Consider the following 22293-nt stretch of genomic DNA (forward strand, 5'->3'; position numbering starts at 1 on the left):
CGCGTGGTCGAGCTGTCGAACTGTGGCCGGTACTTGATGCGCGGCGAGCGAAAACCGAAGGCTTCGCAGGTCAAGTGCCTATGGTAATCGTCAAGCAAAATTCAGCTTGATCTGTGACAGGTGGCTGACTACAGTCGTGACACATGTGACAGGTGCTGTCACGTATGTGACAGCTTACGGGGGAGGCGTCGCAATGGATGTGATGCGTGCTGGGGGGAACTCTGCCGTCGAGCGGAGACCCGAGGAGGTGGAGGTAGCCCTTTCCGTGGGGCAGGCCTCGCTCTTCTTCCTTCAAGAGCTTGCACCGGACTCGCCTGCGTACCACGTGGCGGGATGTGTGACGGTGGCCGAGGCTCTCGATACCGAGAGCCTGCGTCGCGCCTGGGACGCGGTCTGTGTCCGCCACCCGGTGCTCACCGGTGTCATCGCGCCCCGGGCCGGGGGCTATGTGCAGCGCTGGTACGCGGCTGATGCCCCCTTCGAGGTCCGCCGGACGCCCGGAATCGGTGCCGAGGAGCTGCGGGTGCTCGCCGCCCGCGACTACGAGCGCCCCTTCGCCCTGGGCCGCGAGGCGCCCGCCCGGCTCTTCGTCTACCAGGGTGCCGGCGCCACCACCCTGCACCTCGTCCTGCATCACGTCGCAGGCGACATGAGCTCGCTCTTCATCACTCTGGAGGACCTGCTCACGACCTACCGGTCCGAGAGGGACGGCACGCCGGGTCCGACTGTTGAACCCGACACCGCCTACGCGCGTCATGTGGCCGCCGAACGCGCGTTTCTGGACGGCCCCCGCTCGGAGCGGTTACGCGACTACTGGGCGCAGCAGCTCGAGGACTGCCGGTTCGCCCTCGACCTGCCCGGCATGACCGCACCCCGCCCTGTGGCCGATCCTGATGCCCCAGCCCACGTCCCCTTCCGTCTCGGCACCGAACTCGCCGACCGAATACGTGGGATGGCCAAGTCCAGCCGTGGCACCACCGCCACAGTGCTGCTCGCAGCCTTCAACGTGCTGCTGCACAAGCTCACCGGCTGCGAGGACATCGTCGTCGGCTTCCCCGTGGAGGGCCGCAAGGAGCCCTTCAAGCGAACCGTCGGCCACTTCACCAACTCCCTGCTGCTGCGCACCCCCGTCACCGCCGGCGCCACCTTCGGCTCTGTCCTGGACGCCACGCGCACCACACACGTCGATGCCGTACGACATCGGGCCCTGCCCACGCCGACGGTCCTGGGGCGCTCGGCCCCGGGGTCGGCGCTGTCCGGTCAGTCGCTCTATCAGGTGAGCTTCCAGTTCGAGTCGGACCGTCTCTCCTACGGCACCAGGTCGATTCTCGGCGGCCTGGGGACTGTCCCCTTGGCGGGATACGACGCCGAGCCCGTGCCGGTGCGCCAGCAGGTGGCGCAGTTCCCGCTGCGGATGCAGGCGGGCGAGATCGACGGCGAAGTGCGCGGCGTCCTCCACTACGACCCGGCCCGGCTCGACGCGGACACCGTCGCAGGCTATGCCCGGCTCTTCGAGACCCTGGTCGAAGAGGGCGTCGCCGATCCGACGGCGACTGTTACCGAGCTCGGCGTCGGCGACACCGGGGTGGTGTCGGTGTGGTCGGGTGCGGGGGTCGAGGCGGCTGGTGGTGGGCGGCCGGTGTTCGAGGCGGTCGTGGCGCACGCGGCCGTGGCGCCCCACGATGTGGCGTTGATCGACGTTGAGCGAGGCTGGACGTACGGGCAGCTGGAGCAGGCGTCGGCGGTGGTGGCGGTGCGGCTGCGGGAGTTGGGTGTGGGCCCGGACTCCGTGGTGGGCCTGTGTCTGCCGCGTGGTGCGCTGATGGCGGTGGCGATGTTGGGTGTGCAGCGGGCCGGTGGTGCGTGGCTTGCCCTTGATCCTTCGTACCCGGCCGAGCGGCTGCGGATGATGGCCGATGAGGCGGGATGCGCCGTCGTCGTGCGTGGTGCGGCGCAGGAGGCGCTGCTCGACGGCACGCTGCCGGCAGGCACCCCGGTCCTGGAGGCCGATGGTCTCGATCTGGCCGCGCGGGTCGATCGGGCGGGTCTGGACGCGGCGCATGTGGACGATCTCGCCTACCTGGTCTTCACCTCGGGTTCCACCGGCCGGCCCAAGGGCGTGGCCGTGACCCACCGCACGCTCTCCCGCTCCACCGCGGCGCGCGCCGTCTTCTACGGGCCGCAGCCGCCGCGCTTCCTCCTGCTGTCGCCCTTCGCCTTCGACAGTTCCTACGCTGGCGTCTTCTGGACCCTCACGTTCGGCGGCACTCTGGTCGTGCCCGACGCCGAGCAGGCCAAGGACGCCGACCAGCTGGCCGGCCTGGTGGACCGGCACGCGCTGACCCACACCCTGACCGTGCCCTCCTTCTACCGAGCCCTCCTCAGCCGGCCGGGCGGCCCCGGCCGTTCCCTGCGCACCGTCGTGGTCGCGGGCGAGGCCTGCCCCGCCGACCTGGTCGCCGAACACCGGGCCGCGCTGCCGGACTGCGCCCTGGTCAACGAGTACGGTCCGAGCGAGGCGACGGTCTGGGCCACCGGCCACTTCTGCACCGACGACAGGCCGGGCAGCGTGCCCATCGGCACCCCGATCGCCGGCACCACCGTGTTCGTGCTGGATGGGTTGTTGCGGCCGGTGGTGGCGGGTGGTGTGGGTGAGTTGTTTGTGGGTGGTGCGGGTGTTGCTCGTGGTTATGCGGGGCGGGGTGGGTTGACCGCGGAGCGGTTTGTGCCGGATCCGTTCTCGGGTGTGCCGGGTGCGCGTCTGTACCGTACGGGTGATCTTGTGCGGTTCGGTGCCGGGGGTGTGCTGGAGTTCTGTGGCCGGGTCGACGAGCAGGTCAAGGTCCGGGGCTTCCGGGTGGAGCTGGGGGAGATCGAGGCAGTGCTCCGGTCCGCCGCCGGCGTCATGGACGCCGTGGTGGCCGCCGTTGCCGCCCCGGGTGGTGAACTGCGTCTGGCCGCCTACGTGGTGACCCCGGACGGTGCACCCGCGGACGCCGACGGTCTGCGGGCGTGGGTGGGGGAGCGGCTGCCCGCGCACATGGTGCCCGTCGCGGTCGTGGACCTCGACGCACTGCCGCTGTCGCCGAACGGCAAGGTGGACCGGCGCGCGCTGCCCGCTCCTGTGTGGGAGGCGGCGCAGGGAGGTTTCGTCGCGCCCCGCAGCGAGGTGGAGCGGCGACTGGCCGAGGTGTGGTGCCAGGTCCTGGGCCTGGAGCGGGTCGGCGTGCACGACGACTACCTGGCACTCGGCGGGGACTCCATCCTGTCGATCCAGGTGGTCGCCAAGGCCCGCGGGGCCGGCATCCGGATCACCCCGCGGCAGATCTTCGAGCACCCCACGATCGCCGCCCTCGGCCGACAGGCCGAGCTCCTGCTTCCCGCGGACGGCGGCGACCGGGACGAGGACGGCACCGGTACGGCGCTTGGCGACACGGCCGGGCTGCCCGCCGGCCTGGTCGCCTCCTGGGAACGCGACCACGGCCCGCTGCACGCCGTGTGGCCGATGTCCGGCCTCCAGCAGGGAATGCTTTACCACGCCCTCGCCGAGCCGCGGTCGGACGCCTACACCGAGCAGCTGGTGTGCACCCTGAGCGGCGAACTCGACCCGCAGGTCTTCCTCGACGCCTGGCGCCGTGCCATGAACCGGCACTCCGCCCTGCGCGCGCACTGCGACTGGCAGGAGGCCGACACGCCGCTGCTCGTCGTGCCGAGGAACGTCGACGTGCCCGCCGTGTACGAGGACTGGACGGCCGCGGAGGGAGACGACGGCAGGACGGTGGCGGAGCGCGTCGAGGAGTTCCTGGCGAGCGACCGGAGCGCGGGCTTCGACCTGAGCGGCGGCCCGCTGGTGCGCCTCGCGCTCTTCCGCACCGCCGCGGACGCCTGGACCTTCGTGTGGACCAACCACCACATCCTCATCGACGGCTGGTCGCTGCCCGTCGTCGCCGGCGACGCGTTCGCGCTCTACACCGCACTGCGCACCGGTACCGACGCCGCTCTCGCACCCGCTCCCGACTACGGCGCCTTCGTGCGCTGGAACGCGAGCCGTGACCGCGCCGAGGACGAGGCGTTCTGGCGCAAGCAGCTCACCGGCCTCACCGCCCCGGCCCTGCTGGCCCCCGCACGGGCCGCGGCCGCCGACCTCGGCGCCGGCCGGCACGAGCCCGCGCTGCGGTTGCCCGACGAGCGGTCCCGGAGCTTGCGCTCCCTCGCCCGTGAGCGGGGCGTCACCGTCGCCGCGCTGGTCCATGCCGCATGGACCCTGGTGGTCGCCCGGCGCACAGGCGCCCGGGACCTGACGGTCGGCAGCGTGCTCTCCGGACGTCCCGCCGAGATCGACGGCATCGAGCGCGCCGTCGGCCTGTTCATCAACACCCTGCCGCTGCGCGTGCGGGTCTCCGACGACATGCGGGCCGGCGCCTGGCTCACCGCCGTCCACCAGGGCCTCCAGGACCTCACCGACCACCAGCACGCCCCGCTCTCCGATGTCACCTCCTGGAGCGGCGCCGCCCGGGCCGGCGCCCAGCTCTTCGACTCCATCGTCGTCGTCGAGAACTACCCCCTCGAGGGGTTCACCACCGACGGCTTCACCGTGGACAGCGGTCGCCTCGTCGAGCGCACCACCTACCCGGTCAGCGTCCAGGTCATGCCAGGCGAACACCTGGAGCTGCGGCTGTGCGTCGACGCGGCGGCCTTCGACGCCACTGACGCGCAGCGGCTCCTCGACGACCTCGACCACACCCTGGACGCACTCACCGGCGACCCGGAGACGACCTTGGGCGAGCTCGGCGTCGGCGACACCGGGGTGGTGTCGGTGTGGTCGGGTGCGGGGGTCGAGGCGGCTGGTGGTGGGCGGCCGGTGTTCGAGGCGGTCGTGGCGCACGCGGCCGTGGCGCCCCACGATGTGGCGCTGATCGACGTTGAGCGAGGCTGGACGTACGGGCAGCTGGAGCAGGCGTCGGCGGTGGTGGCGGTGCGGCTGCGGGAGTTGGGTGTGGGCCCGGACTCCGTGGTGGGCCTGTGTCTGCCGCGTGGTGCGCTGATGGCGGTGGCGATGTTGGGTGTGCAGCGGGCCGGTGGTGCGTGGCTTGCCCTTGATCCTTCGTACCCGCCCGAGCGGCTGCGGATGATGGCCGATGAGGCGGGATGCGCCGTCGTCGTCCGTGGTGCGGCGCAGGAGGCGCTGCTCGACGGCACGCTGCCGGCAGGCACCCCGGTCCTGGAGGCCGATGGTCTCGATCTGGCCGCGCGGGTCGATCGGGCGGGTCTGGACGCGGCGCATGTGGACGATCTCGCCTACCTGGTCTTCACCTCGGGTTCCACCGGCCGGCCCAAGGGCGTGGCCGTGACCCACGGCCAACTGGCCGGACACCTCGTACAGGTCAGCGGAGCCTTCGGGCTGACCTCCCGTGACCGGGTCCTGGTCTTCGGCTCCTTCTCCTTCGATGTGACCACCGAGCAGCTGTTCGCACCGCTGATCGCGGGCGGAGCGGCCGTGATCCGGCCCGACGGGCTCCTCGGAGCCGATGAGCTGCTGGCCTTCCTGGCGGACCACCAGGTCACCGTCTTCAACCCGCCGACCGGGCTGTGGCGGCAGCTGGCCACCGCCCTCGCCGACGGTGCCGCTGTGCCCGCCGCGCTGGCCGTCCGCCTCACCGTCGTCGGCGGCGATGCCATGCCCGCCGAGGAGACCGGAGTATGGCGGCGCACAGTGGGCGGCCGTGTCCTCAACGCCTACGGACCTACCGAGACCGTCATCACCGCCACCGTCCACGAGGTCGCTGGAGACGACGCAGCGGGAACGGTTCCGCTCGGGCGGCCGCTGCCCGGCCGCACCGTGTTCGTGCTGGATGGGTTGTTGCGGCCGGTGGTGGCGGGTGGTGTGGGTGAGTTGTTTGTGGGTGGTGCGGGTGTTGCTCGTGGTTATGCGGGGCGGGGTGGGCTGACCGCGGAGCGGTTTGTGCCGGATCCGTTCTCGGGTGTGCCGGGTGCGCGTCTGTACCGTACGGGTGATCTTGTGCGGTTCGGTGCCGGGGGTGTGCTGGAGTTCTGTGGCCGGGTCGACGAGCAGGTCAAGGTCCGGGGCTTCCGGGTGGAGCTGGGCGAGATCGAGGCGGCCGTACGAGGCGCGGCGGGAGTGGCCGACTGCGCGGTGGCCGCCGTGGCGGCGCCCGGCGGCGGCGAGGAGCGGCTGGTGGCGTACGTCGTCGCCCGTGCCGGCGCCGTCTGCGACCCGGAGGAGATACGGGCGGGGTTGGGGGAGCGGTTGCCCGCGCACATGGTGCCCGTGGCGGTCGTGGGCCTTGAGGCCCTGCCGCTGTCATCGAACGGCAAGGTGGACCGGCGCGCGCTGCCCGCCCCTGCCTGGGAAGCGGCGGAGGAGGGCTTTGTCGCGCCCCGCAGCGAGGTGGAGCGGCGACTGGCCGAGGTGTGGTGCCAGGTCCTGGGCCTGGAGCGGGTCGGCGTGCACGACGACTACCTGGCACTCGGCGGGGACTCCATCCTGTCGATCCAGGTCGTCGCCAAGGCCCGTAGGCTCGGCATCCACGTCACCCCGCGCCAGATCTTCCAGCACCCGACCATCGCGGCCCTCGCCCCGCACGTCGCCACCGGTGTGGCGGCGGGCCCCCGCGGCCACGGGGACAGCACCGACGCGCTCAGCCCGATCCAGCGGTGGTTCCACGACCTGGAGCTCACCTCACCGGACCACTGGAACATGGACCTGCTCCTCGACGTCCGCACCCGGATCCGACCCGACGAGCTGACCGTCGCGCTCAACGCCGTGGCCGGCACGCACGAGGCGCTGCGCACCCGCTTCGTGGACGGCGGCGACGGCAGTGGCGTACGGGCCGTGGTCGACGCGGCGGTCGAGGTCCCGGTGGAGCACACCGATCTGTCGGCCCTCCCCGCGGCCGAGGCCGAGCAGCGGCTGCGCGAGCTGGCCGACGAGCTGCAGACCCGGCTCGACACCGCACGAGGCCCGCTTCTGCGGGCACACCTGACCGACCTGGGTCCGCTGGTCCCGCAGCGGCTGCTGCTCGTCGCCCACCACCTGGTCATGGACGCCGTCTCCTGGCGGATCGTCCTGGAAGACCTGGAGTACGCGCTTGACGCCGTACGGAACGGCCGCACCCCCGAGCTCCAGCCCGAAGGCACCACGCACCGGCAATGGACCGCCGAGCTGCGCCGCCGGGCTCTCGACCCTCAGGTCCTCGCCCGGGTCCGCGCGGACCTCGCCGAACTGGCCGAACTCACCGGTCCCGGTCCCGCCGGGCAGGGGACGACCCGCCCCGCACCCGGGACCGAGGGCGCCTCGTGCAGGGCCCGCAGGGAGCTGACCGCCGAGCAGACCGAGGAGCTCCAGCGGGTCCTCGTCCACCGGCTCGGCGGCACCCTCGAAGAGGGGCTCATCACGGCGGCGGCCCGGGCCCAGTCCCGGGTGGCCGGGCTCGCCGCGGTCGTCGTGGAGCTGGAGGGCCATGGCCGCGAGGGTCTGCACCCTGACGTCGACCTGTCCCGCACGGTCGGCTGGTTCACCACCCTGGCCCCCTTCCCCGTGGCCATCGGGAAGGACGGCCCGCTCGGCACCCTGTGGGACGTCCGCGGCCGGCTGCGGGAGCTGGTGCACCGGGGCATCGACCACGGCGTGGTCCGGCACCTGGCCCGCGACGAGGAGTCGGCCCGGCTCCTGGAGGCGCTGCCCCAGCCCGACCTCGGCTTCAACTACCTGGGCCGGGTCAGCACCCGCTCCGACCCGGACGCCTCGCTGGAACTCCGCAGGCCCGGCTTCGGCCGAGTCCGCGACCCGCAGGGGACGCGTCCGTCCGCGGTCCTGGTGGAAAGCCTCGTCACCGACGGCCGCCTTGCCGTCGAGGTCGAGCACACCGGTCAGGCCGCTGCCGACGCCCTCGTGGACGCCGTCCTGGACGAGCTGCGCTCGCTGACCGTAGAGCCGGACGCACCCGCGCTCGCCTCCGGGCTGCGGCACGGCACCGCCCCGGTCGATGCCGTGCGCGAATGGGCCGCGCGCTGGGGAGACCTGACGGCGGTGTGGCCGCTCACGCCGACGCAGGAGGGCATGCTCTTCCGCAGCCTCGCCGAGGACGGTGCGGCGGGCAGCGGGGTCTACGTCGAGCAGCTCGTCTGCGTGCTCGAAGGCGAGCTGGACCAAGAGGCGTTCGCGCGTGCCTGGCAGGCCGCAGTCGACCGGCACGCCGTGCTGCGCGGCGTCTGCGTATGGCAGGACGTGTCGCGTCCGCTCCTGGTGGTGCCCGCCGTCCGTGAACTACCCGTCTCCCTGCTCGACTTCACGGCAGACGGTGCGGACGTGGACCGAACGGCGGACACCGGCGGCCGGTACGCTTCGGCAGACCCGGAGGCACGGCTCGACGCTTTCGTCCGCGAGGACCGGCACGCCGGGTTCGACCTGAGCGAGGGTCCGCTCGCCCGGCTCGCCGTGATCCGGCTCGGGGAAGGCCGCTGGGCCTTCGTGTGGACCAACCACCACGTGCTGTTCGACGGATGGTCCCTGCCCATCCTCCTGGGCGAGGTGCTGGGGCACTACACCGCGAGCCGCCAGGGAGAGGTCCACAGGCTTGCCCCCGCGGCCGACTTCGGCTCCTTCGCCCTGTGGATGGCCCGCCAGGACCCGGACGCGTCCAAGGACTTCTGGACCGGTGCCCTGGCCGACTTCACCCCGGCGCCGATCGCCCCGCAGGCGGACGCGCCCGCGATCCACAGGGACCACGTGGTGCAGCTGCCGGCCGCCGACACCGCGCGGCTGCGGGAGACCGCAGCGCGCTTCGGCGTCACGCTCGGCGGGGCGGTCCACGCGGCGTGGGCACTCGCCCTCGCGGCCGAGACCGGCACCGACGACGTGGTGTTCGGCAGTGTCGGCTCGGGGCGGCCCACGGACCTCGAGGACGCGGACCGCATGGTCGGAATGTTCATCAACACTGTCCCGCTGCGCACCCGTCTCCCCGCCGCCGTGCCCGTCGGAACCTGGGCCATGGACGTGCAACAGGCCCTGAACCAGGCCCAGGACCACATCCACACGCCCCTCGCCCGGATCGCCGTGTGGAGCGGGCGGACCAGCTCGTCCGGGCTCTTCGACACCTCCGTCATCGTGGCCAACTTCCCCTTCGCCGACCTGGGCGAGGGACTTCCCGGGCTGTCGGTGGCGCGTTCCGAAGCACTGGAGCAGACCGAACTCCCCATCACCGTCTCCGCCGCCCCCGAGGGGGACCGGCTCGTCATCGCACTGAACCACGACACCGTCCGCGTACCCACCGACCGCGCCGCCGCCATCGCCGACCGGCTCTGCCTCGCCCTGACCGCGCTCGCGGACGGCACCGCGAGCGTCGGTGAGATCCTCGCGGGGCTGCGGGAGCGGGCCCGGAGCGAGCGGGCCGCGAGCCGCGCCCTCCGGGCAGCCCGCCTCGGCCGGCCCGCCCGCTCGCGCGGCTGAGCCCGCCCTCCACCCGTACCCCTCACCGCGCCATCGCGGGGTGATTCACCGCGCCGGCCGCCTGGCCGGTAGCACCGGTTCCACGCGGCCGGCCCGCCTCGACCCGCCTGGATGTCGCCAAAGCCCTCAGGGGCCATCGACAACTCTTCGGAGATCACATGTCCCGTACGTCCCGCATTTCCCGAGACCCGCTCAGGCGGCAGTCCCTGACGGACGCGTCGGCCGTCGCCTTCGGCCCCCTGGAGCCCATGGCGCTGCCCGTCCTCGCCACGGCCCAGCGCCCCGGCGTCCCGCTGACCCTGTGGGTCCGCAGCAACAGGGACCTCGTGCGCGAGCAGCTGCACCGGCACGGGGCGGTGCTGTTCCGAGGGTTCGACGAGGGCGCCGACGCCCTGCGCCCGGTGGTGGAGGCCGTCGGCGGGGACGACGCCCTCACCTACCAGGACGGCGCCACGCCGCGCAGCGAGCTGGGCGACGGCATCTACTCCTCCACCGAATACCCCGCCGACCAGACCATCGAGATGCACAACGAGTCCTGCTACAGCTGGAGTTGGCCGCGCATCCTCGGCTTCGCCTGCGCGCTGCCACCGGAGACCGGCGGACAGACCCCGCTGGCCGACTCCCGCAAGGTGCTGCGGCGGCTGCCCACCGAGCTGGTCGCCCGCCTGGAGCGCAACGGGGTGAGGTACGTCCGCAACTACACGCCGGGCGTCGGCATCCCGTGGCGGGAAGCCCTGGGCTGTGACGAGAGCGGCCTGGACGCGTACGCCGAGCGCACCAGGGTGCGGGTGGAGCACGTCGCGGAGGATCACCTGCGTACCGAGGCCGTACGGCCCGCCGTCGTCAGGCACCCGGTCACCGGCGAGTGGGTCTGGTTCAACCAGGCCACCAGCTTCCACTTGAGCACCCTCGGGGAAGACCTGGCCGCGGAGCTGCTCGGCCAGGTCGGGCCGGAGCGGGTGCCCAAGACCACCAGGGCCGGCGACGGCAGCGAGTTCACCCGGTCCGAACTCGCGGCGGTGCGGGAAGCGTTCGCCGCGGAGTCGACAGCCTTCGACTGGCAGCGCGGCGACGTGCTGGTCGTCGACAACCTGCTGGCTTCGCATGGCAGGGCGCCCTTCACCGGAAAGCGGGAGATCCGCGTGGCCATGGCGGACGCGGCGGACTGGCAGGACGTGGAGACCCGGCCGGCACGGGTCGCGGCCCACGCGTAGTACGGCACCACCACACACACGAACGGGGAGAGACGGTGAACACGGCTACGTCCACAGCGGCCGCATCAAAGGCGTCCGCTCCCGTGGCGGAGACATTCCGCGCGGGACCGCACCAGCACGACGCCACCCAGGACGACACGGTGACGACCCTCGTCCTCGAAGCCCCGGCCGCGGTTCCGGAGGCACTGTTCGCCGCGGCGGTCGAGACCGTCGCGCGGCGGTACGAGGTGTTGCGCACCGTGCTCGTGCCGTCCCCGGCGGGCGGGCCGCCCGCCCAGCGCGTCCTCGCCGGCCCGCTGCCCGAGGGCCAGGAGGGGCTCTGGTCCGCCGGCCCGGCAGTCGGCAATCGCATCGAACTCACCGGGTCGGCAAGGATCCTGGACGCGGAGGGCCTGGTGCTTCTCGCGGAGGAGCTGGGTCGCGTGCTGGACCGTGTGCCGGCCGGAGAGCCCGACATGGCCGCCGAGACGGACGAGGAGGCACCCCTCCAGTACGCCGACGTCGCCGAGTGGCTGCACGGAGTGCTGGCCGATCCCGACGCGGCAGTCGCCCGCGCGGGCCAGGAGAAGGCGCACGGCGGATTCGACGATGCCGACGAGACGGTGGCGCGAGTGCGCTCGCTGGCCCCCGAACGGCCGGGGTCGGATGCCGGCGCCACGGCGGAGGTGGTAAGGAAGGTCACGCTCGCGGGCCCGTACACGGCTGCCGACCGCGAGGCGGTGCTTCTCGCCGCCTGGCTGGTGGTCCTGTACCGATTCGGCGGCGCGCAGGCACTTACCGTCCGGGTACGCACCGGGCTGCGTGAGGTCCCCGAACTGGACTCAGCCATAGGTCCGTTGACCACCTGGCCCGCAGTCAGGCAGGAGTTCGACGCGGCAAGGACCTTCGACGACGTGGTGTCCGAGGTGCGGGCGGCGCGAGCTGCGCAACGCGAGAGCGTCGAGCTGATCAGCGAACTGTCCGCAGTGAGCGCTCCGCTCGCGTTCTCCTACCTTGAGGCGCCGCAGCACGCGGGCGGGTGGTCCGTCGTTTCCCTCTCGGCGCGAGGCACCGGGCCGGGGCTTCGTCTCTCCACCGTGCGCCGCGGCGACCTGGTCGAACTCCGCCTCGACGGCGCCCAACAGGCCGCGCTCGGATCGGCGGTGACCGGCCGGATCCTGGACGCCCTCGCCGCCGTCGTGGAGCAGGGCGTACGGGAGCCCTCGACGCGGATCGGCCAGGTGGCCCTCGGTGCCCCCGCCGTGTCACCGACGGCACCCGTGACCCCCACCGCCGCCGACTGGGCGGACGCGACTCTGGCCGGACTCATCGCCCGCGCCGCCGAGCGGACGCCGGAGGCCACGGCGGTGCGATGCGCGGAGCAGCAGCTGACCTACGGGCAGCTGCTCACCAGGGCCGACCGTTTGGCTGAGAGGATCGGCGCGGATCCTCGAAGTGTCGTCGCCGTCGTGGTGCCGGACCCGATCGGGCGCCTGGTCGCCCAGCTGGCCGTGCTGCGCGCCGGCGCCGCCTATCTGGTGATCGACCCGGACGACCCGGCCGAACGGATCGCCACCCTGCTGGCCGACGCGTCTGCCCGGGTCTGCGTGGCCACGGCGGTCACGGCTCCCCTGCTGGACGGCAGCGGCACCGGCCTGGTCCTCGTCGGGGAGGAAGACGGAGGCGGGCAGCACGGAGGGGACGGTCCTGCCCGCCGTCGTGCCGGACAGGGCCGCGAGGACGGTGCGTCCTGCGGCCCGGACGATCTCGCCTACCTGCTCTTCACCTCCGGCTCCACGGGCCGCCCCAAGCCCGTCGCCGTCACCCACCGCAACGTGGTCAACTACCTCGGCTGGCTCGCCGACGCCGGCCTGATCGGGCCGGAAACGGTGCTGCCCGCGACCGCCGCGCCGGTCTTCGACGCCTCCGTCAAGCAGGTGTGGGGGCCCCTGGTCCTCGGAGGCACCGTCGTGCTGCCCCCCGCCGGGGAGCAGCCCGCCGAGACCCTGGCCACGGCGCTCACCGGAACGGGGACGGTCGCCGCCGTCACCACCGTCAACACCGTCCCCCGGTTGTGGGACGAAACGCTGCGGATCCTGGAGGCCGCCGACGGCGCGTCCGGCCCACGCGAAAGGATCCTGGACGTGCTGCTCGGCGGCGAGGCCCTCACCGCCGACCTGGTGGAGCGCACCCGCCGGCTCCTGCCGGAGGCGCGTCTGTGGAACCTGTACGGGCCCTCCGAGACCACCGCCAACGCCAGCGCGGGGATCGTCACCGGTGACCGGGTCGGCCTCGGCCGCCCCGTCGGCGGCACCACGCTCCACGTACTGGACGAGGCGATGACGCCGGTGCCCCACGGTGTGATCGGCGAGCTCTACGTCGGCGGCGCCGGGGTCGCCCGCGGATACGCGGGCCGGGGCGGGCTGACTGCCGAGCGGTTCGTGCCCGACCCCTTCTCCGGCACCCAGGGCGCCCGCCTCTACCGCACGGGCGACCTCGTCCGCCTCGGTACCGACGGCCTGCCGGAGTTCTGCGGGCGGGCCGACGGCCAACTGAAGGTGCGCGGCTATCGCGTCGAGCCCGGCGAGATCGAAGCCGTCCTGCTGCGGCACCCCGCGGTTGCCGCCGCCGTCGTCGACGCACGCGACGCACGCCTGGTCGCCTGGGTGGTGCCGGGCCCGGACGGGCCGCCCACCGTAGGGGAGCTGCGCGAGCACTGCGCCGTCCTGCCCTCGTACCTGGTCCCGCAGCTTTTCGTCGCCCTCGACCGGATACCGCTGACGGCTCAGGGCAAGACCGACAGGCGCATGCTTCCGGACCCCGCGGACGGGCACCTGGAGCGGGGCGGTGAGTTCACCGCCCCGCGCACCCCCGTGGAGATGGTCGTCGCCGAGATCTGGCGCACGGTCCTCGGGACCGACCGCGTAGGGGCCCACGACAACTTCTTCGCGCTGGGCGGCGACTCGATCCGCGCGATGCACACCGTCGCCCGCATCCGCGAACTGATGGGCACCGAACTCCCCCTGCGCGAGCTGCTCGGCGCACCCACCGTCGCAGACCAGGCGAACCTGCTGCTCGCGCACGATCGGGACGGCTCGGTCCGCGAGTTCGCCGAGGCGTTCGCCGACCTCGACGACACGGCCGACGAGGCCGACCCGATCCCCACCGCCGGCTCCGCCGACGACGCCCCCGAGGAAGAGATATGAGCGATTCCGAACGCCTCGAACGAGCCCGGCGCGCCCTGGCCGCCCGCCGCCCCCGGCAGCAGGCCGGCACCTCCCGCGTGCCCCGGCGGCCGGACCCCGTGCAGGTCGTCCTCTCGGAGTACCAGCTCCAGCTGCGGACGGCACACGCCCTCGACCCGACCGGCAGCGCCTACACGGTGCCGGCCGCCCTCGACATCGAAGGCCCCCTGGACGCCGACGCGCTGAGCCGGGCCTTCGACTGGCTGCTCGCCCGGCACGAAGGGCTGCGCCTGGTCACCGAGGACGTACGGGGCAAGGTGCACGCCCGGCTGCTGGCCGAACTGCCCCCGCTGCGGCGCATCGACCTGATGCGCACCCATGACGCCGACCCGTCCGTCGCCGAGCGGCGCCGGGACGAGCTGACGGAGTCCGAGCTGCGCACCCCCTTCGACCTGGACGGCGGCGGCCCGCTGGCACGCGGCCTGCTGATCGCCCTGGCGCCCGAGCGCCACCGCCTCGTCACCGCCTTCCACCATCTCGTCGTCGACGGCCTGTCGGTGAGTGTCCTCATCCAGGAACTCACCGCCGGATACGAGGCGTTCCGCACCGGCGGCACTCCGCCGACGGCACCCGAAGGCCCCTCGTACACCGATTACGCCTGGTGGGAGCGGCACAGCGGGGACGCGCGCGCCCGGGAGACGTCGGTGGCCCACTGGCGGACCCAGCTCGAGGGTGCTCCGCGTGGCCTGAGCCTCCCCTTCGACCATCCGCGCCCGGACACCCCCGGTCACCTGGGCCGCCACCTGGTACGCAGCACCGGGCCCGTGCTGCGCGACCGCGTGGAGAAGTTCGCCGCAGGCTGCGGCGTGTCCGTCTTCGCCGTCCTGTACGGCGCCTGGCGTGCGGTGCTGCACCGCACGGCCCTCACCGACGACCTGGTGATCGGCGTCCCGGTCGCCAACCGAGTGCGTCCTGAACTCCGCGGCACCATAGGCCCATTCATCAACACCCTGCCGCTGCGCAGCCGACTGAGGGACGGCGCGACGCTGCGCGAACTGGCCCAGGAGTCGGCGGCCTCGATCGCCGACTCCCTCGACCACCAGCACGTTCTCACCGCCGAGGTGACCGCGGCGGTCGGCGGCAGCACCGGATCCCCGCTGTTCGGTGCCATGTTCGCCTACCTCGGCGAGGACCGCTCCCGGCTGCGCCTGAGCGAAGCCGTCATGACGCCGGTGGCCACGGAGACCGCCTCGTCCAAAACCGACGTCACGCTGAGCGTGGCCAGCCGCGGCGACGACTTCGAGCTGATGCTGGAGTACGACACCGAGCTGCTGCGCGAGGCCACCGCGGCCTCCCTCCTCGGCGCCTGCATACGGCTGCTCACCGAAGGGCTCGCCGCCCCCGACCGTCCCGTACGGCTGCTGCCCATGGCCGAGCCGAGCGAGCTGTCGGGGCCGCTGGCCGAGCCCGCGGTCGAGCACGCCCTCGACCGGGCGTTCCTCCGTTCGGTCGCCCGCCACCCCGAGCGGACCGCCCTGCACTGGCAGGGCGAGACCCTCTCGTACGCGTCACTGGCGGACCGCACCGAAACCCTGGCGCGCCACCTGGTAGCGCACGGTGTGCGGCCGGGCGACCGCGTGCCGCTCCAGCTTGAGCGCGGGCCCGCCCAGGTCGTGGCGATCCTCGCGGTCCTGCGGGCGGGGGCCGCCTATGTTCCGATCGACCTGCGCAACCCCGCGGACCGCATCCGGCACGTTCTGGAGGACAGCGGTGGCCGCATCGTGGTCTGCGGTGAGCAGGGTGCGGCAGGCCTCGGCGAGGGCCTGCGGCAGGTGTCCGTCGACGAGCACGGCCGCCCCCGCGCCGAGGTCGACACCACCGGCATCGAGCTGCCCGAGCGGCACCCCGGCGACGTCGCCTACGTGATCTACACCTCGGGCTCCACCGGCGTCCCCAAGGGCGTCGAGGTGGCCGACTACCAGGTGGTGCGACTGTTCTCGTCGACCGCGCGGCGCTTCGGCTTCGGTGCCGACGACGTGTGGAGCTTCTTCCACTCGTACGCCTTCGACGTGTCCGTCTGGGAGCTGTGGGGAGCACTGCTGCACGGCGGCAAGCTGGCCTTGGTGCCGGACGACACCGCCAAGTCGCCGCAGGACCTGCTCGCCTTCGTGGAGCGGCTCGGCGTCACCGTGTTCAGCCAGACCCCGACGGCGTTCAAGGGGGTGGTGGCCGCCGACACCGCCGAGGGCTCCAGGCGTGAACTCGCTCTGCGGTACGTCGTCTTCGGCGGCGAGCGGCTGGACGTGAACACCCTGCGACCCTGGATCGAGGCGCGCGGCGACCGTGCCCCCGTCCTGGTGAACATGTACGGCATCACCGAGACCACCGTGCACTCCACGTTCCGCGTCATCACCGCCGACGACCTGGGCGACCGCACCGGCAGCCCCATCGGCGTGCCGATCGACGACCTGTCCCTGTACGTCCTCGACGAGGGTCTCAACCCGCTGCCCCCCGGCCTGGTCGGCGAACTCCACGTCGGCGGCGCGGGCGTCACCCTCGGCTACTCCGGCCGCGGGGCGCGCACCGCCGAGCGGTTCGTCCCCGACCCGTTCTCCGGCACGCCGGGCTCTCGCCTCTACCGCAGCGGGGACCTGGCCCGGGTCACAGAGGACGGAGAGTTCGAGTACTGGGGCCGGGCCGACGCCCAGGTGAAGATCCGCGGATTCCGGATCGAACTGGGTGAGGTGGAAGTCGCCCTCGCCGCCCACCCCGGCGTCACGGCCGCGGTCGCCGACGTGCGCGGCGGACAGCTCGTGGTGTGGCTGGTGCCGGCCGTCGGCCGGGAACTTCCCGGCGTCCCCGAGCTGCGCGAGCACGCGGCCGGACTCCTTCCGACCTACATGGTGCCCGCTGTGTTCACCGCACTGGACAACGTGCCACTGACAGTCAACGGCAAGGCCGACCGGCGCGCGCTGCCCGACCCGGCGCAGGCCAGGCTCGACGCCGGCACCGAGTACACGGCGCCGCGCATCCCGCTGGAGGAGACCGTCGCCGGTGTGTGGGCCGACGTCCTCGACGTCCAGCGGGTGGGTGTGCACGACAACTTCTTCGTGTTGGGCGGCGACTCCATCCGCGCGGTGGAGATCACCGGCGCACTGCGCGCCCTCGGCCACGAGACCCGCGTGCACTCCGTGTTCCGGCACCAGACCGTCGCCGAGTTCGCGGCCCATCTCGCGGAGGGACGGTCCGAGTCCGTCGACCGGGCCGAGCCGTTCGAGATGATCAGCGCCGACGACCACGCCGCGCTGCCCGCCGACGCGGAGGACGCCTACCCGCTGACCGCCACCCAAGCGGGCATGCTCTACCACCTGCATCTGCACCCGGAAGCGGGCATCTACCACAACACCGTCAGCGTGCGGATGCGCGGCCGCCTCGACGCGGAGCTGCTGCGCCGGGCCATCGCCGACACCATGGCCCGCCACCCCGTCCTGCGCACCAGCATCTCCATGGACGGCTACTCCGAACCGCTGCAGATCGTTCACCGTGACGTGGAGCCGCGACTGGCCTGCTTCGACCTGTCGGGCCTCGACGCGGACGGTCAGGACGCCGAGATCGACGCGTTCGTCGCCCGCGAACGCGTCGAGCACCTCGAACTGGAGTCCGCCCCGCTGCAGCGGCTCGCCGTCCACCTGCTCGGCAACGGCGAGTTCCAGCTGACGGTCAGCGAGAACCACGCCATCCTCGACGGCTGGAGCTGGACCTCCACCCTCGCGGAGATCCTCAGCCGCCAGCACGCGCTCCTTCAGGCGGACCCCGAGTACGATCGCCGCTGGCCCGAACTGCCGCTTACCTACGCCGATTTCGTCAAAACGGAACGTGCCGCGGCCGAGGGGGCGAACACCGCCGCGGTGTGGCGGGAACGGCTCGCCGACGCCGAGCCGCGGGCCATCGAGGACCTGCGCCAGGTCGGCACGCCCCAGGTGCGCCGCATCGAGGTCGACATCGACCCGGAGACCTCCCGGCGGCTGGCTCTGCTCGCCAAGGAGGAGGGCCTGCCCCTCAAGAGCCTCGCCGTGGGCGTGCACTTCAAGGTGCTCGCCGAGACCCTCGCCGTGACCGACCCGGTCACCGGCATGGTGATGCACGGCCGCCCCGACCTGCCCGGCGCCAAGGACCTGCGCGGCCTGTTCATCAACATGCTGCCGACCTCGGTGACAGTGCCCGGCGGCAGCTGGCGCGACCTCGCGCGGCGAGCGTTCGACGAGGAGCGCTCCCTCCTGGAGCACCGGCACACTCCGCTGATCAGCGTGCAGCAGGCACTCGGCAACGACCCCCTGTTCGACGTGGGCGTGAACTTTGTACGCTTCCACGCGCTCGGCGAGGTCCTCGACACCGGCGTCGTCGAGCTCGTCGGCCACCATCCGGCATCCGCCGAGGACACCAACTATGCGGTGATGGCGACCTATTCGGTGCACCCGCCCGCGCACGAGCTGGGCCTGATCCTCGCCTACGACAGCGACCGGGTCTCCGACGAGCGGGCCGCCGACATGGCCGTGATGTACGCGCAGGCGCTGCGCCGCTTCGCCGCTGACGCCGACGCCTCGCACGACGCGGCGAGCCTGCTGCCGTACGACGCCGATGCCGCGGCCCGCAGAGCCGATGGCGGAGCGCTCGACGTGCCCGCCGGAACCCTGGACGAGGCCATCGCCGCCGTCGCCGTCGCATGCCCCGACGCGGTGGCGGTCACCGGCCCCGGCGGTGCCCTCACCTACCGTGAACTGACCGAGCGGGCCACGGCCGCAGCCGCCGGACTCGCCGCCGCCGGTGTGCGCCGCGGCGACCTGGTCGCCGTGGTCGCCCGGCGCGGCGTCGACCTCGTCACCGGACTGCTGGCCGCGATGGCGGCGGGCGCCGCGTACGTGCCCGTCGATCCGGAGCTGCCCCTTGAGCGGATCGCTCACCTGATCCGCGACTCGGGCTGCCGGACCGCGCTGGCGGCGCACCTCACCGACGACGACGCCCCGGTACTCGCGCTCCTCGCTGAGGAGAACGTCACCGTGCGTACCGTCGCCGACGCCGCCGCCACCACAGGCGCCGCCCCGCAGCGGGCTGACGGCGACGATCTCGCCTACCTGATCTACACCTCCGGGTCCACCGGCACCCCCAAGGGCGTCGGCGTCACCCACCGCAACGTCCTCGCCTACCTACGGGCCTCCGCCACCGTGGTCGAGCCCACCGGGCAGGACGTGGTCGCGGTCCGCTCCACCTTCACCTTCGACCTGTCGGTCTGGGAGCTGTTCGCGGGTCTGGTGGCCGGCGCCCGCATCGACATCGTGCCGAGCGACGTGGCGGCCGACGCACAGCAGCTCCACGCCCACCTGCGTGCCGAGGGCGTCACCATGCTCGCCACCACGCCGACGATCGCACAGGAGCTGGCATCGGTGGACGGCACCCCCGACACGGGTGGCGCCCCGATCGGGCTGCGGGCGCTGCTCCTCGCCGGCGAGGAGGTGGTGCCGGCCCGGTTCGCCGACTGGTTCGAGGGACCTTCCGCACGTGACTGCCGGGTCCTGAACTGGTACGGGCCGACCGAGGCCACCGTCCTGATGACCGTCGCCGAACTCACCGTCGAGGTCACCCGCAGGCAGCGCGCGCCCATCGGCGGCCCGGTGCCCGGCTCCACGATCTGGGTCCTTGACGAGCAGATGAGGCCGGTGCCGCCCGGCTCCGCGGGCGAGCTGTTCATCGGCGGCGTCCAAGTGGCGCGGGGCTACTGGCGGCGCCCCGGCCTCACCGCCGAGCGCTTCGTGCCGGACCCGTTCTCCGGCGTGCCCGGGGCGCGTCTCTACAGGACCGGCGATCGCGCCCGTCACCGGGCCGACGGCCAGCTGGAGTTCCTCGGCCGCTTCGACAACCAGATCAAACTCCGCGGCCACCGCATCGAACTCGGCGAGGTCGAGTCCGTGCTGCTCGACCACCCGGGCGTGGCCGACTGCATCGTCGTGGTGCACGGCGCCGCAGGGGCCTTGCCCCGCCTGGTCGCCTACGTGGTGCCCGAGGGGCCGGAGCTCGACCGCACGGAGCTGCGCACCCGGGCAGCCGGACGGCTGCCGAGGTACGCGCTGCCTGCGGCGATCCGCCTGATCGAACAGATACCGCAGACGGCCAGCGGCAAGCTGGACCGGCGCCGACTGCCCGCTCCCACGGCCGACGACTTCCTGGGCACGTCGGGCAGCACACAGTCGGCCAGGGACGACACGGAACGGGAGCTGCTCGCGCTCTGGCACGAATTGCTCGGCCTGGAGGGGCTCGGCATCCGCGACCACTTCTACGAGGCCGGCGGCCATTCGCTGCTCGCCACCCGGCTGCTGCTGCGCATCCGGCGCCAGTTCGGCGTGGCGCTGCGGGTGCAGCAGGCCATGGCGGACTTCACCGTGGCGGGTCTTGCCGACCTGATCAGGGAGGCGTCGCCGGAGACGGCCACGACCCCCGCCACCTCGACCCCGGAAGAAGGGCGGCGATGAAGTTCCTCGCACTGCTCGTGAGCCGGTCACGGGCGACAGTGATCGCGGCGCTGGTCGCGGGACTGGTGTCCGGCGCCGCCACCGTAGGCCTGATCGCCGTGCTCCAGCGGGTCCTGGAGCGGCTCGACGACCCGGGTGTGCGGTTGATCGCCGCCTTCGCCGCGGCGGCGCTCACGGTGCTGCTCGCCGGGGCGGTCTCCTCCGTCCTCCTGATCCGGCTGGCGCAACGCTCCATCCAGGAACTGCGGATGGAACTGTGCCGCAGGATCCTGGACAGCGGGATGCGGCGGATCGAGAGCATCGGGCCCGCCCGGCTCCAGTCCGCCCTCACCGACGACGTACAAGTGATCACCGGCGCGGTCAGCAGCGTGCCCCTGCTGTCGATGAACGGCGCGATCGTGATCGGCGCCTTCGTGTACATCGGGGTGCTCTCGCTCAAGATGCTGCTCGGCATGGTCGTTGTGCTCGCCGTCGGCCTGGTGCTCTACCAGCTCCCGGTGCGCCGGGCCGGTGCCCATCTCCGCCGTGCCCGCGAGCACCAGGACGTCATGCACGCCCACTTGGAGAGCGTCACCCGCGGCGCCAAGGAGCTGAAGCTGGACCGCGAGCGCCGCGCCGCGGTCCTCGACGGCGGGGTCGGTGCCACCGGCAGGCTCCTGGTGCGGGACACCACCCGGGGCGTATCCCTGTACACCGTCGCGGGCTCCTGGGGGCAGTTGCTCTTTCTCGCCTGCATCGGCATCATGCTGTTCGCCGGTCCCCGCTTCGACATCCCCGCGGACGACCTGACCGGATTCACGCTGGCCGTCATCTACATCAACACGCCGCTGGTCACCGTGCTCAACCTGATCCCGGCGATCGGCCGGGCAGGAACAGCACTGCGTTCGCTCAACGCCCTCGACCTGGGCGACGAGAGCGAACTGCAGGTACGCGAACCGCTTGGAGGCGAGCGGGCCGCCGGTGCGGAAGTGCGGCTGCGCGGCGCGGTCTTCCACTACGACTCCGGCGCCGACGACACCGACTTCCGGGTCGGCCCGATCGACGCCGACTTCGCACCGGGCACCATCACCTGCCTGGTCGGCGGCAACGGCAGCGGCAAGACCACGCTGGCCAAGATGATCTGCGGGCTCTACCCGCCCAGCGGCGGCGAGATCAGCCTCAACGGCACGCCGGTGGTGGGGGACCACATCGGGGAGCTGCGGCAGAGCGTCGCCGGAGTCTTCTCCGACGTCCACCTCTTCCGCACCCTGCCGGCCCACCCGGACGCCGACGGCGAGGCCAACCGTCTGCTCGCCCAGCTCGGCATGGAAGGCAAGGTGACCGTGCGCGGCGGGGAGTTCTCCACCATCGCGCTCTCCACCGGCCAGCGTAAACGCCTCGCCCTGGTCTGCGCCCTGCTCTCCGAGCGGCCCGTGCTGCTCTTCGACGAGTGGGCCGCCGACCAGGACCCGGAGTTCCGGGAGTTCTTCTACACCGAAGTTCTGCCCGCCCTGCGCAAGCAGGGCAAGACAGTCATCGCCATCACCCATGACGACCGGTTCTTCGACATCGCCGACCGGATTCTCAAGCTCGACCGGGGCAAGATCGTCGACCCGGCGGCCGTGGCGGCACCCGCCGCCTCCTGAAGCCCCACAGCATCTCCCGCAGCACCCCTCACCACCGTATGACCAACACCCGTCCGACCCATGTCCGTACATCTTGAGGAGCACAACCATGTCCGAGGCAACCCTCTACGACGTCGTCCGCAACGACGAGGAGCAGTACTCCCTGTGGGACGCCGAGCGTGACCTCCCCGCCGGCTGGCACCGGGAGGGAACCCGCGGCACCCGTGAGGAGTGCGTCGCGCACATCGACCGGATCTGGACGGACATCCGCCCGCTCAGCGTCCGCGAGCGCCATGCCCAGCACGCATGACACCCCAG

6 protein-coding genes are annotated in these 22293 nt (G+C 72.6%); all 6 read left to right on the forward strand.

The window, feature by feature from the left end; translation table 11 throughout:
• Window positions 1-202 precede the first annotated feature (202 nt).
• The 6 genes from N5875_RS35215 to N5875_RS35240 all read left to right on the forward strand — a co-directional run bounded on the left by N5875_RS35215 (window position 203) and on the right by N5875_RS35240 (window position 22285).
• Window positions 203-9469, forward strand: coding sequence for an amino acid adenylation domain-containing protein (locus N5875_RS35215; RefSeq protein ID WP_338498346.1), 9267 nt, complete (start codon window positions 203-205; stop codon window positions 9467-9469).
• Window positions 9470-9627: 158 nt separating this feature from the next.
• On the forward strand, window positions 9628-10683 hold the full coding sequence (locus N5875_RS35220) for a TauD/TfdA family dioxygenase (RefSeq protein ID WP_318211548.1): 1056 nt from the start codon (window positions 9628-9630) through the stop codon (window positions 10681-10683).
• 83 nt (window positions 10684-10766) lie between these two features.
• On the forward strand, window positions 10767-13868 hold the full coding sequence (locus N5875_RS35225; protein WP_338498349.1) for an amino acid adenylation domain-containing protein: 3102 nt from the start codon (window positions 10767-10769) through the stop codon (window positions 13866-13868).
• Window positions 13865-20371 carry an amino acid adenylation domain-containing protein gene (locus tag N5875_RS35230; RefSeq protein ID WP_338498351.1) on the forward strand — a complete coding sequence of 2169 codons (6507 nt, stop codon included), beginning with the start codon at window positions 13865-13867 and terminating at the stop codon, window positions 20369-20371. Before N5875_RS35225 ends, N5875_RS35230 begins: the two co-directional genes overlap by 4 nt.
• On the forward strand, window positions 20368-21996 hold the full coding sequence (locus tag N5875_RS35235) for a cyclic peptide export ABC transporter (protein ID WP_338498353.1): 1629 nt from the start codon (window positions 20368-20370) through the stop codon (window positions 21994-21996). Before N5875_RS35230 ends, N5875_RS35235 begins: the two co-directional genes overlap by 4 nt.
• 88 nt (window positions 21997-22084) lie before the next feature.
• A complete protein-coding gene (locus tag N5875_RS35240) occupies window positions 22085-22285 on the forward strand; it encodes an MbtH family NRPS accessory protein (RefSeq protein WP_318211552.1) in 201 nt (66 codons plus the stop codon).
• The last annotated feature ends 8 nt before the right edge of the window (window positions 22286-22293 follow it).

Origin of the sequence: Streptomyces sp. SJL17-4 (assembly GCF_036826855.1) — a bacterium.
Classification (GTDB): Bacteria; Actinomycetota; Actinomycetes; order Streptomycetales; family Streptomycetaceae; genus Streptomyces.